General features: G+C 60.1%; 13 protein-coding genes. 8 read left to right on the top strand and 5 right to left on the bottom strand.

What is annotated here, in order from left to right:
• Positions 1-136: 136 nt before the first annotated feature.
• Together Q7F16_RS03315 and Q7F16_RS03310 are read right to left on the bottom strand one after the other, a co-directional pair.
• Entirely contained in the window at positions 137-1,138 is a 1,002-nt protein-coding gene (locus Q7F16_RS03315) for a FecR family protein (RefSeq protein WP_409556960.1), read from the bottom strand.
• 160 nt (positions 1,139-1,298) lie between these two features.
• The gene (locus Q7F16_RS03310; protein WP_409556959.1) at positions 1,299-6,131 is read right to left on the bottom strand and encodes a dermonecrotic toxin domain-containing protein; all 4,833 of its coding nucleotides are present in this window, start codon (positions 6,129-6,131) and stop codon (positions 1,299-1,301) included.
• Between the two features lie 233 nt (positions 6,132-6,364).
• Here Q7F16_RS03310 and Q7F16_RS03305 point away from each other — a divergent pair, with 233 nt between their 5' ends.
• Together Q7F16_RS03305 and Q7F16_RS03300 are read left to right on the top strand one after the other, a co-directional pair.
• Entirely contained in the window at positions 6,365-7,396 is a 1,032-nt protein-coding gene (locus tag Q7F16_RS03305; protein ID WP_046064318.1) for an Ldh family oxidoreductase, read from the top strand.
• A gap of 100 nt (positions 7,397-7,496) precedes the next feature.
• Positions 7,497-8,210 (top strand): GntR family transcriptional regulator, encoded by a 714-nt coding sequence (locus Q7F16_RS03300; RefSeq protein ID WP_046064319.1) that lies wholly within the window; start codon positions 7,497-7,499, stop codon positions 8,208-8,210.
• Between the two features lie 148 nt (positions 8,211-8,358).
• Here Q7F16_RS03300 and Q7F16_RS03295 read toward each other — a convergent pair whose 3' ends face one another.
• From Q7F16_RS03295 to Q7F16_RS03285, 3 genes are all read right to left on the bottom strand, one after another.
• A complete protein-coding gene (locus Q7F16_RS03295) occupies positions 8,359-9,309 on the bottom strand; it encodes a PDR/VanB family oxidoreductase (protein WP_409556958.1) in 951 nt (316 codons plus the stop codon).
• On the bottom strand, positions 9,306-10,391 hold the full coding sequence (locus tag Q7F16_RS03290) for an aromatic ring-hydroxylating oxygenase subunit alpha (RefSeq protein WP_046064321.1): 1,086 nt from the start codon (positions 10,389-10,391) through the stop codon (positions 9,306-9,308). Before Q7F16_RS03290 ends, Q7F16_RS03295 begins: the two co-directional genes overlap by 4 nt.
• Before the next feature lie 138 nt (positions 10,392-10,529).
• A complete protein-coding gene (locus Q7F16_RS03285) occupies positions 10,530-11,435 on the bottom strand; it encodes a LysR substrate-binding domain-containing protein (RefSeq protein WP_014338259.1) in 906 nt (301 codons plus the stop codon).
• A gap of 157 nt (positions 11,436-11,592) precedes the next feature.
• Between Q7F16_RS03285 and Q7F16_RS03280 the strand changes: the two genes are divergently transcribed.
• From Q7F16_RS03280 to Q7F16_RS03255, 6 genes are all read left to right on the top strand, one after another.
• On the top strand, positions 11,593-12,717 hold the full coding sequence (locus Q7F16_RS03280; protein WP_409556957.1) for an NAD(P)/FAD-dependent oxidoreductase: 1,125 nt from the start codon (positions 11,593-11,595) through the stop codon (positions 12,715-12,717).
• Positions 12,707-13,036: a (2Fe-2S)-binding protein gene (locus Q7F16_RS03275; protein WP_409556956.1), complete on the top strand. Its 330-nt coding sequence runs from the start codon at positions 12,707-12,709 to the stop codon at positions 13,034-13,036. Before Q7F16_RS03280 ends, Q7F16_RS03275 begins: the two co-directional genes overlap by 11 nt.
• A complete protein-coding gene (locus Q7F16_RS03270; protein ID WP_409556955.1) occupies positions 13,029-14,402 on the top strand; it encodes an FAD/NAD(P)-dependent oxidoreductase in 1,374 nt (457 codons plus the stop codon). Before Q7F16_RS03275 ends, Q7F16_RS03270 begins: the two co-directional genes overlap by 8 nt.
• Positions 14,399-14,749 carry a RidA family protein gene (locus tag Q7F16_RS03265; protein WP_046064324.1) on the top strand — a complete coding sequence of 117 codons (351 nt, stop codon included), beginning with the start codon at positions 14,399-14,401 and terminating at the stop codon, positions 14,747-14,749. The genes Q7F16_RS03270 and Q7F16_RS03265 overlap by 4 nt, the downstream gene beginning before the upstream one ends.
• Before the next feature lie 144 nt (positions 14,750-14,893).
• A complete protein-coding gene (locus Q7F16_RS03260; RefSeq protein ID WP_003202106.1) occupies positions 14,894-15,676 on the top strand; it encodes an ABC transporter substrate-binding protein in 783 nt (260 codons plus the stop codon).
• A 57-nt stretch (positions 15,677-15,733) separates the two neighbouring features.
• Positions 15,734-16,159: a GlcG/HbpS family heme-binding protein gene (locus tag Q7F16_RS03255; RefSeq protein WP_003202104.1), complete on the top strand. Its 426-nt coding sequence runs from the start codon at positions 15,734-15,736 to the stop codon at positions 16,157-16,159.
• The last annotated feature ends 284 nt before the right edge of the window (positions 16,160-16,443 follow it).

The raw sequence follows: 16,443 nt of genomic DNA, 5'->3' as shown, positions 1-16,443 counted from the left end.
CCGCTGGTGTGCGGTCACATTCAAACTGGATGCAGGCTGATCCACCGCTTTCGCGAGCAAGCTCGCTCCCACAGGGGATTTTTGTTGGCCGGGAAGTCGCAGGCTGGCACCGATTCAAGCTGTGGGAGCAAAGCTTTCAGTGAGTGGCCGGTCGTTGTCCGATGGAGTTGAGGACCGGGTTGCCGTCCTTGTTCTGGGTCAGGTAGACCGGCAGGACTTTTGGCAGCGAAGGCACCAGGTTCTGCACTTCGCTGATGTTGTAGACGCCACCGATACGCAGGCCGCCGGTGCTGTTGTCGGCCAGCATGACGGGACGGTCGAGGTAGCGGTTGATCAGCGGCAGTGCGTCGCTCAGGGCGAGGTTGTCCAGCACCAGTTTGCCGTTGCGCCACGCCAGTGAGCTGTCATTGGGGGCTGTCTCACGGACTTGCGGCTGATGGTCGCCCGCCTTGTAGCTGGCCTGCATGCCCGGGGAAAGCGACAGGCCGTTACTGGTGAGTGCCTGGTTGCTGGTCACCCTCACCGAACCCTCCAGCAGCGTGACCAACACCTGGTCCTGGTACATCCATACGTTGAAGCGAGTACCGGTCACGCGCACCTGACCTTGGCCGGCCCGAACGACAAACGGGTGCTGTTGGTCATGGCTGACGTCAAAAAACGCCTCGCCCTTTTCCAGCGTCACCCGGCGCTCGTTTTTGTAGTTGGCAAATACCAGCTCACTGCCCAGGTTGAGTTCGACCTCGCTGCCATCGCCCAGGGTGACATGGCGTACGCTGGTACCGGCTTCGAAGCGCTGGTAGGAATTGGCAATCCAGCCCAGGTTCCAACCGGTGTAGGCAGCCAGGGGCATGCCCACTACAAACACCGCAGCGGCGACCGCCAAACGGCTCCAACGCGACCGGGGGCGGCGCGCTGGAACAGCCGGCGCCGACTCGACGCGCGGCAGATGATCGGCAACAGCCCAGATCTCCAGCATGGCTTCGTATTCGAACGCATGCAGGGGATCGGCATCGTGCCACTGCTTGAACGCCTGCCGTTCGGCATCGGTGCAATCGACGGCATGCAAACGCATGCACCAATGGGCAGCGGCATCGGTAATGGCGTCGTATTCGGCTTCCGAGAGGGTATGTTCGGTCATTGACTCTTCCTGGTTTGCCGCATTCTAACCTTCGGCATGCGCTGCCGAGAACAGCCGTCATGGCGTTTACGCATCAATGAGCCTGTTTTTTCACACAAACATTCGTCGTGGCTTACCGTCGCATACATTGCGTGAAAAAAAGATCAACAACTCAAACCCATCAAGGCACGGCAATTTGCCGGGACGGGCTTGGGTCGAGTTGGCGTCCCAATTCACAAATCAAGAGCGTGAGCGAGTCGGCGTTGCGAAGTATGACGTCGATGCGCTTGTCCGGCAAAATCGGATCGAGAAAATCATCGCGCGCGTTATCCATGGTTCTGGCGCCGGTAATCTTCAGGATTTCCCGGGTGGTTTCCCTGTACCCGGGCAGCAGCTCCAGCTTCTTGTAGGTGTTATCCCTGCTGTCCCATTGGGTGAACAGTTTTGACTTGGGTGTGGTCAATGAAAGCCCGTTGAGTTGCAGGTCCTTTTGCTTGTTGTATTGCAACTTTCCGGCGTAAGTCGCTGTTGAAATCAGATCGAGAAATGGCAGTGCGGCGTCCAGGTAGATGATGTCGAACGTATTGAACAACTGATGGGAAATTTCGTGGATGAAGGTCGCCCCCTGGGCATGCGCATCGACATTGAAGAACTCGGGTACGACGGCCTTGTACCAATCCAGGCCCATGTCGAAGAAAAACTGCGTGATATAGATTCGTCCCACGGCTGCCGGCTCGAGTACGAAGGCGGTTGCTCTATCTTCCAGGTGCTTGAGGTTGCCGATCACGATGCGGTCGGCATTCTGTAGTGCCCAGGATGGATCGGCCAACGCCCGGCATATGGGCAAGATCGCCGTCTCTATCTTGCTGATAAGACGAGCGTCGATGCTGTTGACCCCAAAAAACATTCTCAGGAAATTATCCAGCCGAGAGCCCGCAAGTGGTTGTCGTTTGAATTGATCAAAGTTGTGAAGGGCATTGAAGGAGTAGAACCTCGCGGTCTCCAGTGCCTGCATGATCACGTTTGCACGGTACGGATATTTCCTGCGTATCTCAGCCATGCCCTTTGCTTCGATATTCAGTGAACCCTTGGCCTTGAAGTCGCTGTAGGTGACGGCCATTTTCGATCCGGCCTTGCCAAAGCGTATGGTCTGGCGTTGCGGATCAAGTTCCCATGTCCGGCCGTCAGGCGACTTTTTCAAGAACGGCCCCTCTGCATGCTCATGCACGATTCGCCAGGTTTGGCCGGCTTGCGCTACTTGGAAGACTTTACCGGCAAGGGGGATATACAGCCTGCCGTTTTCCAGTGCCTTGTAGGTTCCGGTCATCAGGTCCAGTTGCAGCTCCGACAGGCTGATGCCCATGGCCTCGAAGACGTTCAGGTCGGTACGGATCTGGGCGGTGGAAGCGATGTCCTTCCAGCGATTGGCCAACGTGGCTCCTCGGGAGAGCGGTTCAATGGGATCGAGAAGACCGAATGTATCCTCGCGATTCATCAGGCCCAGCGACACCATCTCCGCGGCGCCAGCGATAAAGTCGTGCAGGCCTGTTTTCCAGTCATGCTGCTGCAAGGCTTCGGCTGAGGCCTTGAAGTCCTGGTAGCTGTCCCAAAGCGTTTCGATAAACGTCAGTTTGCCCGACAACTGCCCCTCCACCAACTTGATGCCGGAGCTGAACAGGTGCAGGACCGTTCCCCAGTCAAACTGTCGGCTTTCATTGGTTTGTGTGGTCAGCATGTCTGATAACAATGCCGCATTGTCGTCGAACAATGTGTCGAGCAGGTTGGTCTGGATAGGGTTCGAGGCCAGGGTGATTTCCGATCGCTGCCCGAGCGTGGCGGCGAACAGGTGCCTGAATGTGGCCTGCTGGTGCTCGGGAAGTCGGCGAATGAGAAGATCCTGAAGCATCCCTGGCGTATTGAATGCGGCAATGACACTTTGTTCATCCTGGAATTCGGTGAAGTGATGACCCTCATGGTAGGGCGAATACAGGACTTGAGGACTTGTCGCATCGACGCTCGAACCGATCAAGTAGAGCCCCTGCGCTTTAACCGGCACTGCACCGCCGGTCTTGATCAACTCCAGCGGGCGAATAAACGCGTTGGCACCATCAACTGCTTTGCGAGCGATGGCATCGGGCATGTCCACCACCTGACGGATCAGATCAAAGGCCAGGGGGGAAAGGTGTTGTTGCAGATAGCGTGCGTGAGCGTATTGCAGCAACTGCCAGGGCATTTGTTGGCGGAAGGCTGTTTTTCTTTGCTGGGCGTGCGCGGTGGTACCGGACAGTTTTTGCGTTACCTGTGTTTTATAGTCAGTCGAGATATCCAAAGAGGACAACATCTGCCTGACAGCGGTCTCGTTCAGGCCGTCCGGCAGTTTCTGCGTGGACGTTGAAGAAACCTTGAACCCTTCCCGGGTCACTTCGATGTGATGCAAGGCAAAGTCGGTCAGCGAGCTTGCCGGCCCGACGATGGCGAGGTTGGGTGTGATCTGGATGGTGTCGGGGTCAAGGTTGTTTGTTGCGAAGCGTGCGCTCAGCAGCGCTTTCAATTTATTACGCACATAGGTGCGCAGCGGCTCGATGCCGTCCAGATAGTCCTTGCCATCGACCACGCTGTTTTTATATTGCTCAAGCAACTCGACGTGCAGGCGTTGATCGTCAAGTGCCGCTGTACCGAGCCAGGCGGGAAGTTTCTGTTGCTGCTTATTGGCCTGGGCAATGTGGGTGGCGCGCTTGAGGTTGGTGGGCGCGCCTTTGTTCAGCAATGCCTGAAGGCTTCTCGACAGTGCCTTGCCGGTCAATTGCCAGCTCCCGGCCTTCAAGGTGCTCAGATAAGCATGCTCGGCCTCAAAGTGTTTGATGAACGAATTCATCCGATTTACCAGCACGTTGTCCTCGATCAGTTCATACGCCTGGAGTTGATAGTGGCCATGAGGTTGGCGTTGGGCCGGCGTGAGGTTGGCGAGCAAGCCAAAGCGTTTCCGGGGGTCGAGCAGGTGCCGATTCAATTGCCGGGTGGCAACTTCGACGGAGGAAAAAGCCTGCAAGCCATCGGCGGGCGTCCAGAGGATTGCCATGCCCGAATAGGGTGTATCGAGGCCTCCGCGCTCGGTTAATAAAAAGCAGTTGGCAAGGGGCAGATAAACCGTTCGGCCTTCTTCGCTACAGGCCAGCGTCAATGAATAGACATCCGGCCGAAAGCCCCTGACGCCGATACGTTGTGCGCGGTCCGGGTATTCTGAGTCGTAGGCGAAAACCGTTCTGATCAGGTCATTCGCAATCGACGGCAGGCTCGCGTTAAGTTCCCTGAGTTCGGCCTCGGCACGTATTCCCAAGGAAAAAACATTGGTCAGTTCCGCCAGTAATTGCCTGAGCCCATTGTGCAGCGAAACGTTGTGGGACATCGGCAACCGGGTAAAGAGACTGTCGAAAGCCGCTTCGACATCGGTGTAGCTCTTGACCTTTCTTTGCATCTGATCAGCCATGAAGTTGGACGGGCGCAGACTTCCATGAAAAGCGGGATGCGTCCCCCAGTGTCCGGCAGTAGGCTGGTCCAATAGGCTTTTGTTGATGAGGCTGCGTATATCCAATGCCTTGTCGATGAGCGGGTGGATGTCGACATCACCCTGGCGAGACATCTCCAATGCGTAATGGAGATTGTTCTTCTGTTTCCCGATGATGGCGTTCGCCAGGGATTCGGACACTGGCAAGTCCAGTGGCTTGCCCGATATCTGTGGCTCGTCAAAGCGCAGGAAACGATTGCGCTCCTCCAGACTCAGGAGGCTATAGAGCGCTTCCTTTTGTGCGGTGCTTGCGGGGTTACCGAACAGCGCAGCCTTGAAACCGAGGTGGTTGTCTATCTTCTGAAGACCCTGCATGGGGGTATAGAGATAGTTTCCTTTGGCGCTGATCATCAAGGAACCTGCAAGTTCTACAAAGTGCGGCTCATGTTCCCAGAGGCGAATCGTTTCGATGAACAACAGTGTCTCGTCCCGGCGGGAGGGCCTGAACAATCGGAGCAGTTCACGACTTTGCTCATCCGTCAGGTGCCTTTTCTCCCGTTCGACCAGGATGGTTGCCCAGAGTCCATCGTGGATGACTTGTGAAAGCAGTTTGCGCCGAGACATATAAAAGTGGGTCGTCGTGTTCTCCCAAAAGGCATCGAGGCAGCTGATAAGCGTCGGAATCAGTTTCCTGGCAATGTCTTTTATGATGTTTTCCCATTGCTGCGGGGTATAGGGCGATGCGGGCGTACCCGGATGAGTCAGATCGATGTCATGCCCTACAGGCCAACCCTGATGATGGAAATAGCCCAAGATGGCATCGCTCAGAGGGATGCTTTCGGTCACCTGGATTGCCCTTGGATTTCCCGGGTAAACCCCCTTGCTGAAGGCCACCCGGATCTGTCGATGATCCAGGTCCGGCAGTGCCTCGTTCAATATCTGGTCAAGCATCGATCTTAACGAGGGCAACTTGATCAGTTCATTCACCATGGCCAGGGCATTGAGGCTCTGGGCATGCTCGATGGATTCGAGCTGGGTCTTGAAAACATCTTCTTCGATGAGTTGCCGGGTCTGCCTGATGTCGGTGGTGCTGTTCAGTTCGCTGCGCTGGGAAATCGACAAGAGACGGAACAGGTCGTCGCGTTGCGCAGTGTCCCGGCGCATCTGGTCAATCTTTTCTTCGAGGGATACCAGGTTGTCGAATTTTTTGATTCCACCACTTGGCGTGTAGAGGAACACCGGGTGGGTGCTGGTTTCGCTGCTGTTCGACGAGGTGCTGAGGACAAAGCAGCCAGCCAGTGCAATGGGTGGTTTTTCATCGGCTTGCAACAGAATGGTTTCGGCGAACATCGGGGGTGTCTGCGCTGCGCGCTGGGTGTGGTCGGGCAGGGCGATATGCTGCAACCAGTCGAGGTCTGCCTGCGTCAGGCCATGGGTGGCGGTCAATTCGTCCAGGCGATGGGCGTGCAATACCTCGGGAAATAAAAGTGGCGTGGTTTCAGTGAGCATCGTGGCTTCTCGATCAGGGCGCCTCAAGGCGGCGCGAACGTGGAGGAAGCCGCCAGACTAGGCACCGATGAATGAGCAAAGGTGGTACATAGTTACCGCATGCTGGTTTTCGACCTGCCAGGCCGGGCAGATGCCGTGGACAAGGATTGACAGTGCGCGCCTGAAACGGTGTTTAATCACCCGGCGGGTCCTTTACGCTGTTGCTACCTCCAACAATCATTCTGGAGCTTCAGATGTCTGCGCCATCCGATCATGCCGCTTCTTGCACCTTGTCTTTTGATGCTCTGGTGAGCTTGCTGGAGAAAATTTTCCTGCGTCATGGCACGTCGACCGAAGTCGCTCGGTGCCTGGCTGAAAACTGCGCCGGGGCCGAGCGCGACGGCGCCCACAGCCATGGGGTGTTTCGCATTCCCGGTTATGTCTCGACACTCGACAGCGGTTGGGTCAACGGCAAGGCCGTGCCGATGGTCGAGGACGTGGCGTCAGGGTTTGTCGCCGTGGACGCCGGCAACGGGTTTGCCCAGCCCGCCCTGGCCGCAGCGCGTCCATTGCTGGTGGCGAAGGCCCGCAGCGCCGGCATTGCCGTCCTGGCCATTCGCAACTCCCATCACTTTGCCGCCCTCTGGCCGGATGTCGAGCCGTTTGCCTATGAAGGCCTGGTTGCGTTGAGTGTGGTCAACAGCATGACGTGTGTGGTGCCCCATGGCGCGGACCGTCCATTGTTCGGCACCAATCCCATTGCCTTCGCCGCACCACGGGCTGACGGTGAGCCGATTGTCTTCGACCTCGCCACCAGCGCCATTGCCCACGGCGACGTACAGATTGCTGCACGCAAGGGCGAGTTGTTGCCGCCAGGAATGGGCGTGGACAGCCTTGGCCAGCCGACTCGCGACCCCAAGGCGATTCTCGAAGGTGGAGCGCTCTTGCCCTTTGGCGGGCACAAGGGCTCGGCGCTGTCGATGATGGTCGAGTTGCTGGCGGCAGCCCTGACTGGCGGCAATTTTTCCTTCGAATTCGATTGGCACAACCATCCGGGTGCCAAGACCCCGTGGACCGGTCAGTTGCTGATCGTGATCGACCCGAGCAAGACCACCGGGCAAAACTTCGCCGAGCGCAGCCAGGAGCTGGTCAGGCAGATGCATGGCGTCGGGTTGCGGCGCTTGCCGGGAGACCGTCGCCATCGCGAACGCAGCAAATCCAATGAGCATGGGATTAGCTTGGACGAGCAGACCCTGGCGCAGTTGCGCGAGTTGGCAGGGATTTGAACGACCCGCAGTGGCAGCCAATCTGGCTGTCACTGCCTTGCCGTGACACGCTGCGTCAAGCCTTCTACTATGACGGCTTCTTTTCTGTGGAATCGCCTGGATGAGTAAGCCCGGCCAAACGGTGCTGGTTGCGCTGCGCAAGATGATCGCCTCGGGCGAGTTGGCCGCTGGCGAGCGCCTGATGGAAATCCCCACGGCCGAGTTGTTCGGCGTTTCGCGCATGCCGGTGCGCATGGCGTTCCGCACCCTGGAGCAGGAAGGGTTGCTGGTGCGCTTCGGCGGACGAGGTTTCCAGGTGCGTTCGGTCAGTGCCGAGCAGATCGCCGGGGCCGTGGAGGTGCGTGGCGTGCTGGAAGGCCTGGCTGCACGGCAGACGGCTGAGCATGGCTTGTCTGAGGAGGCCCGCGCGATACTCGAGCAATGCCTGGTGCAGGGCGATGAACTGTTCGCCAAGGGCTATGTGACCGAGGATGACCTGGAGGTCTATCACGACCTCAACATGCGCTTTCACCAGGTGATCGTCGAAGGCAGCCACAACCCGGCGATTGCCGATGCCCTGGCCCGCAACGATCATCTGCCATTCGCCTCAGTCACCGCCCTGGCGGTGGATCGCCAGAACATGTCCGGCGAATTTCGCCGCTTCAACTATGCCCATATGCAACACCATTCGGTGTTCGACGCCCTGATCAACCGCCAGAGCGGCCGCGCCGAGGCAATCATGCGCGAGCATGCCAACGCGACCCTGCGCTACGCCGAAGTCTTCGGCTCGACGCTGGCTGACGAGCGGATGACGGTGATTCTTCGTTCGGAGTAACCCGCCCGGTTGCAGGTAACAGCTGGATTGTCATTCACCACCAATCCCCTGTGGGAGCGAGCTTGCTCGCGATAGCGGTGGGTCAGTCAACATCAATGCAACTGAGCCGACGCCATCGCGAGCAGGCTCGCTCCCACAATGTCCTGTGTTAGAGGTCCAGTACCAGCATCGGTGTCTTGGACCTGGAGCAACACGGCGTGAACTGGTCGTTGCAGGCCTGTTCAGCCTCGGTCAGGAACATGTCCCGATGCTCCGGCACACCTTCCAGCACACGCGTCAGGCAGGTGCCGCAGACACCTTGTTCGCACGAGATCGGGATCTCGATGCCATGGCGCTCCAGCGCCTGCACCACACTGCAGTCCGCCGGCACGTCGAACACTTGGCCGCTGCGGGCCAGCTTGACCGAAAAGCTGCCATCGGCGCGGGTGTCGGTAGGGGCGGCGGCGAAGTATTCGCGGTGCAGGCAGGCTTCCTCCCAACCCTGGTTCTTGGCGGTGTCGAGGATGTGTTGCATGAACCCGCCAGGGCCGCAGACATAGAGGTGCACTTCGTTACCGGGCGCGGCCAGCACTCTGGCGGCGTCGAGCAGGGTTTCAGGTTCTTCATCGAAATGCAGGAAGACCCGGTCGGCATAAGGAGACTGGCGCAGGCGCTCGACAAAGGCCGCACGGTCCCGGGCGCGGGCGCAGTAATGCAGCTCGAACGCCGCGCCGCTCTGGGCCAGGTGCTCGGCCATGCACAGGATCGGCGTAATGCCGATGCCGCCGGCAAACAGCAGGCTGCGCCGGGCTTGCGGAGCGAGAGTGAACAGGTTGCGCGGTTCGCTGATGTGCAAGCGCATACCTGGCTGGATCAGCTCATGCAGGCTGCGCGAACCACCGCGGGACGCCGGATCCTTGAGCACGCCGATGAGGTAGCGGTGCCGCTCCTCGGGATGGTTGCACAGTGAGTACTGGCGAATCAGCCCGCCAGGCAAGTGCACATCGATATGGGCGCCGGCGGTGAAGGCCGGCAACAGCTGGCCATCGACACGGGTCAATTCGTAGCTGCAGATATCGAGGGCCTCGTTGTGTCGCGCCGCGACCTGGACTTCGATCATGGCCGTTGCTCCGCCAGCTGTGGTTGATGGCTGCTGGCGATCAACCCGGCCTGTTCTTCCCGTTCCCGTGCGATCCAGCGCTCCAGCACCCGGCGGGACTGTACGCCGCCCGCGTCGATGTTGAGCTTGAGCAAGTTGCGTTGCGGATGGTCCAGCAGGTTGCGCTGTTGGCGTTCGAGCATTTCCAGGTCCTCGCTGAAAATCTTGCCCTGGCCTTCGCGAATGGACGCGGTGAGGGCGTCATCCTGGGGTTGGAAGTGCCGGGCCATGCCCCAGAAGTACCAGATCGACGTCTCGGTTTCCGGTGTGATGAAATCCACCACGATACTCGACGCCTTGAATTGCGGCGCGGCGTGATAGCCGCCGTTGCCGGCATGGGCCACGCCGACTTCGATCAGCACATGGCTGGGTGGGGTGAAACGGCAGATCTGCCAGCGATCCACCGGCACGTCATCGGCCAGGTTGTTGCCGCGCAAGGCCATGCGCCAGAACGGCGGGGCCATGATGTTTTCCATGTGCCGGGCGGTGACCACTTCATCGCCCTCGACCGTAGTCACCGGCGGCGCCTCGTCGATTTCCTTCTGGCCGATGCTCGAGGCGTGGACGTAGGTTTCGTGGGTCAGGTCCATCAGGTTGTCGATCATCAGGCGATAGTCGCACTGGATATGGAACAGGCCGCCACCGTAGGCCCATTCATTGCTTTCGGCCCATTCCAGATGATGGATCAGCGCCGGGTCGGCCAGCGCCTGGTCACCGGGCCAGACCCAGATGAACCCATGCCGTTCCTGTACCGCAAAGGTCTTGTTGCAAGGGAAGCCTCGTACCCGTTGCCCCGGCATCTCGACGGTCTTGCCGTCGCAGCCCATCACCAAGCCGTGATAGCCGCACACCAGGTTGCCGTTTTCGACATAACCCAAGGAGAGCGGGGCGCCGCGATGGGGGCAGAAGTCTTCCACCGCCGCGACCTTGCCTTCATGCCCCCGGTAAAAAACCATCTTCTCACCACAGATCTGGCGCCCCAGGGGCTTGTCGGCGATTTCATCGGGGGTGCAGGCAACGTACCAGGCATTTTTGGGGTACATGAGGGATCTCCAGGCGGATGTTGTTCTTGTCTGTGGATCCATTAACTCTCTTAACTAATTTAGTTGTCAACGGTATTGCCGGATAAATAGCCAATTTATCTGATCAGTGGATCCATTGGTGGGCGATTGGCGGTCACATCAGAACCGATAGGCCGCCGGCACCTGCGCTTCGATGAACCGCTGCATGTGCTCCAGAAAGCTGGCTTGCAGCCTGGAAACCGGCCCCTGGATGGGCAGGAGCATGCTGAAGTCCATTTCTATCGCCGGTTCGAAGGCCCGGAAGACGATGCCCTGGCCGCGGTACTCGACGGCACTGATGGCATCCACAAGTGCCACGCCCAGGCCCTGTTCCACAAACGCGCACATGGGCAGCGAGAGTTGGGTTTCCAGGCGCAGTTCGCGGTCTACACCATGGGCGGCGAAGATCGCATCGATGTGCTGGCGCGAGGCAATCGACTGTGGGTAGGAAATGAACGGTTCGCCCTGCAAGTCTTCCGGGCGGATCGTCGCCTGGTTCTGCAAGCGATGGCCGGCGGGCAGGGCGCAGAGCATGCGCGTGGCCAGCAATTTTTCCGCGCGAGGGCTGGGGTACGTATTGGGCAGCACGATCAGGCCCAGGTCGCAGCGCTGGCCCACCACCAGGTCCACGACTTCCCGGGACGAATGCACCACCAGCGATATCTGCACTTGATCGTGTTCGGCCATGAACGCGGCAATTGCCCGGGGCACGAACGACAAACCCATGGCCGGTGCGCAGGCAATGTGCAGTGAACCGCGCTTGAGCGTGCGGATGTCCTGGGCGGTACGCGCAATGCGCTCCACGCCCAACAACGAACGTTGCACTTCCTGATACAGGGTCATGGCCTCGGCAGTGGGTTGCAGTCGCCCCTTGACCCGGTCGAACAGGCTGAATCCGATGTCCTCTTCCAGGCTGGCTATCAGCCGGGTCGCCGCCGGCTGCGAGATGTGCAGCATTTCGGCGGCCCGGGTCACGGTCTGGCCCAGGATCACGGCGCGAAAGGCTTCCAACTGACGGAGGTTCATAGGCCAATCCAATCCATAACAAAAAGACATGAGATTGCCAAAATAAAGCATTTTTCAAGGCGTTGTCATGGCCCTAGGATCGAGCGCAACCACTTAATCCAGCCATGGGCCGGCGCCTGATTGAATGAGTAGCGCCGAAAACAGCGATAAGAAAGCCATGCAAAAAACTGATGTTATTGTCGTAGGGGGGGGGCTGGTAGGGATGTCCATCGCCTATGGGCTGGCCTTGCTCGGGCGTCAGGTGAGCGTGCTCGACGAAGGCGACGACGCCATTCGCGCTGCTCGGGGCAACTTTGGCTTGCTTTGGGTCCAGGGCAAGGGCTACCGGATGAGCCCTTATGCGCAATGGACGCGGGAATCGGTGGCGCTCTGGCCTCGATTCGCCGCGGCGTTGCAATCCGATACCGGCATCGACGTCCACCTGCGCCAACAGGGTGGCTTCCAGTTGTGCCTGAGCGACGTGGAAATGGCCGAGGAAAGTCATCGACTGGGTTGGCTGCGTGACGCCTTTGCTGGCGACTACCCCTTTGAACTGCTGGACGCCACGCAACTGCGCGCCCGCTTGCCCGGCATTGGGCCTGATGTAGTGGGCGGCTGTTTTTCGCCCATGGACGGCCACGTCAACCCGCTCAAGCTGCTGCGCTCGCTCTACGCCGCCTGCCAGGCTCGCGGGGTCAAGCTCATCAACGGCCATCACATCGAGGCTATCGACACGGGCACCAAGGGCTTCGAACTGCGGGCAGGAGAGCAGCGCTGGGCTGCCCGCCAGGTGGTCCTGGCCGCTGGCCTCGGCAATCGGACGCTGGGGGCCAGGGTAGGGTTGGACGTGCCGGTGCAGCCGAACCGTGGGCAGATTCTGGTCACCGAGCGGCTTGAGCCCTTTCTGCAGTACCCCACTACCTATGTCCGCCAGACCGACGAGGGCACGCTGCAACTGGGTGATTCCCACGAGTCAACGGGCTTCGATGACGGCACCGGCAGCCAGGTCATGGCGGCTATTGCCCGGCGCGCGGTGCAGTGTTTTCCGCGGTTGGGCCTGGTACGACTGGTGCGGGCCTGGGGGGCGCTGCGGGTGATGAGCGCCGATGGCTTTCCGATCTACGAAATGCCCCAGAGCTGCCCGGGGCTGTCGATTGTCAGCTGCCACAGTGGTGTGACGCTGGCCGCCGCTCACGCCTTGCGCCTGGCGCCCTGGATCGCCGGCGAATTCGATGACCCGGCGGTGAAGCCATTCGGGCTGCACCGTTTCAACCTGCAAGCAGAGGTGCGCCATGTCGGCTGACAGTCTGTTCCGGCCATTGGCTTCGGAAGATCACACCGTGCAGATCGAATTCGAAGGCAAACCGCTCACGGTACCCGCCGAGGTATCCCTGGCGGCGGCGCTGTTGGCCTGTGGCATTCGCCACACCCGCGAAAGCGCGATCAACGGTCGCCCCGGCGCCCCTTATTGCATGATGGGCGCGTGCTTCGAATGCCTGGTGGAGGTGGACGGACAAGCCAATGCCCAGGCTTGCCTGGTGCCGGTGCGTTCCGGCATGCGCGTGCGTCGCCAACGCGGAGCCGCTTGCCTGGCACCGTGGCAGGAGGGCGGCGATGAGTAATGCAGTCATCGACCTGATCATTATCGGCGCGGGTCCGGCGGGAATGAGCGCTGCGCTCGAAGCCAGGGCCCACGGCCTGTCGGTCGTCGTGCTGGATGAACAGGCCAGCCCGGGTGGGCAGATTTATCGCCAGGTGCTCCAGGCTGACGCGCGCCGACGTGCCGTGTTGGGTGACGACTACGTGGCCGGGGCGAAATTGGCCGCCGAGTTTTTGCAATGCGGTGCCCGCTATCTGCCCAACGCAGCCATCTGGCAGGTGACGCCGCAGCGTCAGGTGCACTACCTGTTCGAGGGGCGTGCCGAAGTCTTGCAAGGGCGCCATCTGTTGATTGCCACGGGGGCCTTCGAACGGCCGATGCCGATTCCCGGCTGGACCTTGCCGGGCGTCATGACCGCCGGGGCCGGGCAGATACTGCTCAAGAGCGCTGCCATGGTGCCGGCCACTCCAGTGGTGCTGGCCGGGTGTGGTCCATTGCTCTACTTGCTGGCGGTGCAATACCTGCGCGCCGGGATCGCGCTTGAAGCCCTGGTGGATACCAGCCATCGAAGCGATCTGCTGCGGGCCTGGCGGCAAGTGCCCAGTGCGCTGCGCGGCTGGCGCGACCTGCTCAAAGGACTGGGGCTGCTGGCGGAGCTCAAGCGTGCCGGCGTCCAGCATTTTCGCGGTGCTTGCAACCTGCAGGTTGACGGCACGGATCGGGCCTGCGCCTTGAGCTTCGACAGTCAAGGCCGCTCGCAGCGCATTTGCGCCGATTTGATTCTGTTGCATCAAGGCGTGGTGCCGAACACCCAGGTCAGTTGGTCGTTGCGTCTGGAGCACGACTGGAATGAACAGCAACTGTGCTGGATTACGCGCCGCAATCAATGGGGTGAAAGCAGCGTGCCGGGCATTTTTATCGCCGGTGACGGTGGCGCCATCGGCGGGGCCCAGGTGGCGCAATTGGAGGGGCGCCTGGCCGCGTTGGCAATCGCCGGCCAGCCGGCGCACGCGCGCGCTCTGCAGCGGCTGTTACGCCGCGCCCGCGCCGCACGGCCTCTGCTCGACACCCTGTATCGCCCCCGGTCCCAGAATCGTATCCCCGCTGATGACGTCACGGTGTGCCGCTGCGAAGAGGTCAGTGCTGGCGACATTCGCCGTTACGTCGACCTGGGTTGCCTGGGGCCCAACCAGACCAAGGCCTTCGGCCGTTGCGGCATGGGCCCGTGCCAGGGGCGCCAATGCGGTCTGAGCGTCACTGAAATCATCGCCGAACGCCGCCGCGTGTCACCCGCCGAGGTGGGCTATTACCGCATCCGTTCGCCCCTCAAACCCATCACGCTCGCCCAATTGGCCGGCGAGCGTCTTTCCGTCGAGGAACCTTCATGAGTATTCAACGCATCGAAAGCAACCCACGCCTGAGCCGCAGTGTCGTGCACAACGGCGTGGCCTGGCTCAGCGGCGTCGTGGCCACCGATTGCAGTCAGGACATCCAGGGCCAGACCCGTCAGGTGCTGCAGCGGATCGATGAGCTGCTGGCCGCGTCGGGCAGCGACAAGCACAGACTGCTCAGTGTGCAGATCTGGATGAAGGACATGGGCCGGGATTTCGCCGCGATGAACGCGCTGTGGAGCGAGTGGCTCGATGCCACGCAGACGCCAGCGCGGGCCACGGCCCAGGTGGCATTCGACGACCCGGAAATTTTGCTGGAGCTGATTGTCACGGCGGCGGTCTGAGGCCGTCGGCCGGATCACCGTTGTGCTGTCACCGGGCAGGCGACCACCAGAGTAACCGCCCGGGCTTGTTCACATTGCTGCTGCCATAACGGACGACTTCTGTGGAGCGTCCGAAATCAATAACATCGCATCTGGAGCAAATGAATGAACGTTAAACGCATCGCCTTGAAACTGGGCCTCGTCTCGCTGCTGGCTTTCGGTACGAGCCTGCAAGCCGCCGAGTCATCGTTGCGCATCGGCATTGAGGCGGCTTATCCGCCCTTTGCCTCGAAAACCCCGGACAACGCCATCGTCGGTTTCGACTACGACATCGGCCAGGCACTTTGCGCCGAGATGAAAGTCCGTTGTGTCTGGCAGGAACAGGAATTCGACGGTTTGATTCCAGCGCTCAAGGTGAAGAAAGTCGACGCGGTGATTTCCTCCATGTCCATCACCCCCGAGCGGTTGAAGTCGGTGGACTTCACCGATCGCTACTACCGCATCCCGGCGCGCCTGGTGTTTCGCAAGGGCAGTGGCATCAACGATATTCCGGCACAACTCAAAGGAAAGCGGATCGGGGTGCAGCGGGCGACCAACTTCGATCGGTATGTCACCGATCGCTTTGCCCCGGCGGGCGCCGAGGTAGTGCGCTATGGTTCGCAAAACGAAATATTCCTCGACCTGCTGGGCGGGCGCCTGGACGCGACCATGGCCAGTTCGGTGGTGATCGACGAGAGCCTGCTCAAGCGTCCCGAGGGCAAGGATTTCGAGTTTGTCGGGCCCAATTTCACCGAGGAACAATACTTCGGCACGGGCATCGGCATTGCGGTACGCAAGAACGATACGCTGGCGAGCCGCTTCAATCAGGCGCTGGCGACCATTCGCGCCAACGGCACTTACGATCGGATTCGCCAGAAGTACTTTGACTTCGATATCTACGGCGAATAATCCTCGGCCCGTGGGTTTTGTCTCGCGGGCTTGCTGTTGCACAACACGGAGTGATTCATGAAGACCAAAGCGGTACTCACTGAGCAGGACGTTGCGCAATTGCTGGTGGCGGCCAAGGAGCTGGCTCACCAGCGTCAATGGGCGGTATCGGTTTGTGTGGTGGACGACGGTGGTCATCCCCTGGGGCTGCTGCGCCTGGACGATGCCTCGCCATTGTCGGCCTATATCGCTACCGAAAAAGCCCGCACGGCCGCCATGGGGCGGCGTGATAGCAAGGTTTTCGAAGACATGATCAATGGTGGTCGTTACGCGTTTCTCAGCGCTCCGCATCTGCAGGGCATGCTTGAAGGTGGGGTGACCATTCGTCATGACGGCCAGTGCATTGGTGCCATCGGGGTGTCAGGGGTCAAGGCTGAGCAGGATGCTGAACTGGCTCGTTTGGCGGTGGAGACGGTGTTGCCGGCGATCACTCCGGATGCCTGAGGAGGGATCGGACAGTTTTGTTGACTGGGTACATATCCATTGCTGCGCTAACGGCTACTTATGGTTCCGCTCTTACAGCGGCTCACTTTTGAAGAGCCCGGAAGCCGGCCCAGTCAAAAGTAAGCAAAACGCTTTTGCCCCACCACTCGGTGCCTCGCCTAGGCTCGGCATGCCCGAGGCGGCCTTATAGCCGACCTGGTTCTTGGTGGAGACCACATTTCTCCTGTGGGAGCAAAGCTTGCTCGCGAAGACGGCGGCACATTTAATGTTGATGCAAGCTGACC

The organism is Pseudomonas sp. Lb2C2 (genome assembly GCF_052112205.1).
Classification (GTDB): Bacteria; Pseudomonadota; Gammaproteobacteria; order Pseudomonadales; family Pseudomonadaceae; genus Aquipseudomonas; species Aquipseudomonas kilonensis.
Note: the sequence above shows the minus strand (reverse complement) of the source record. Positions and strands in the feature narration are given on the sequence as shown.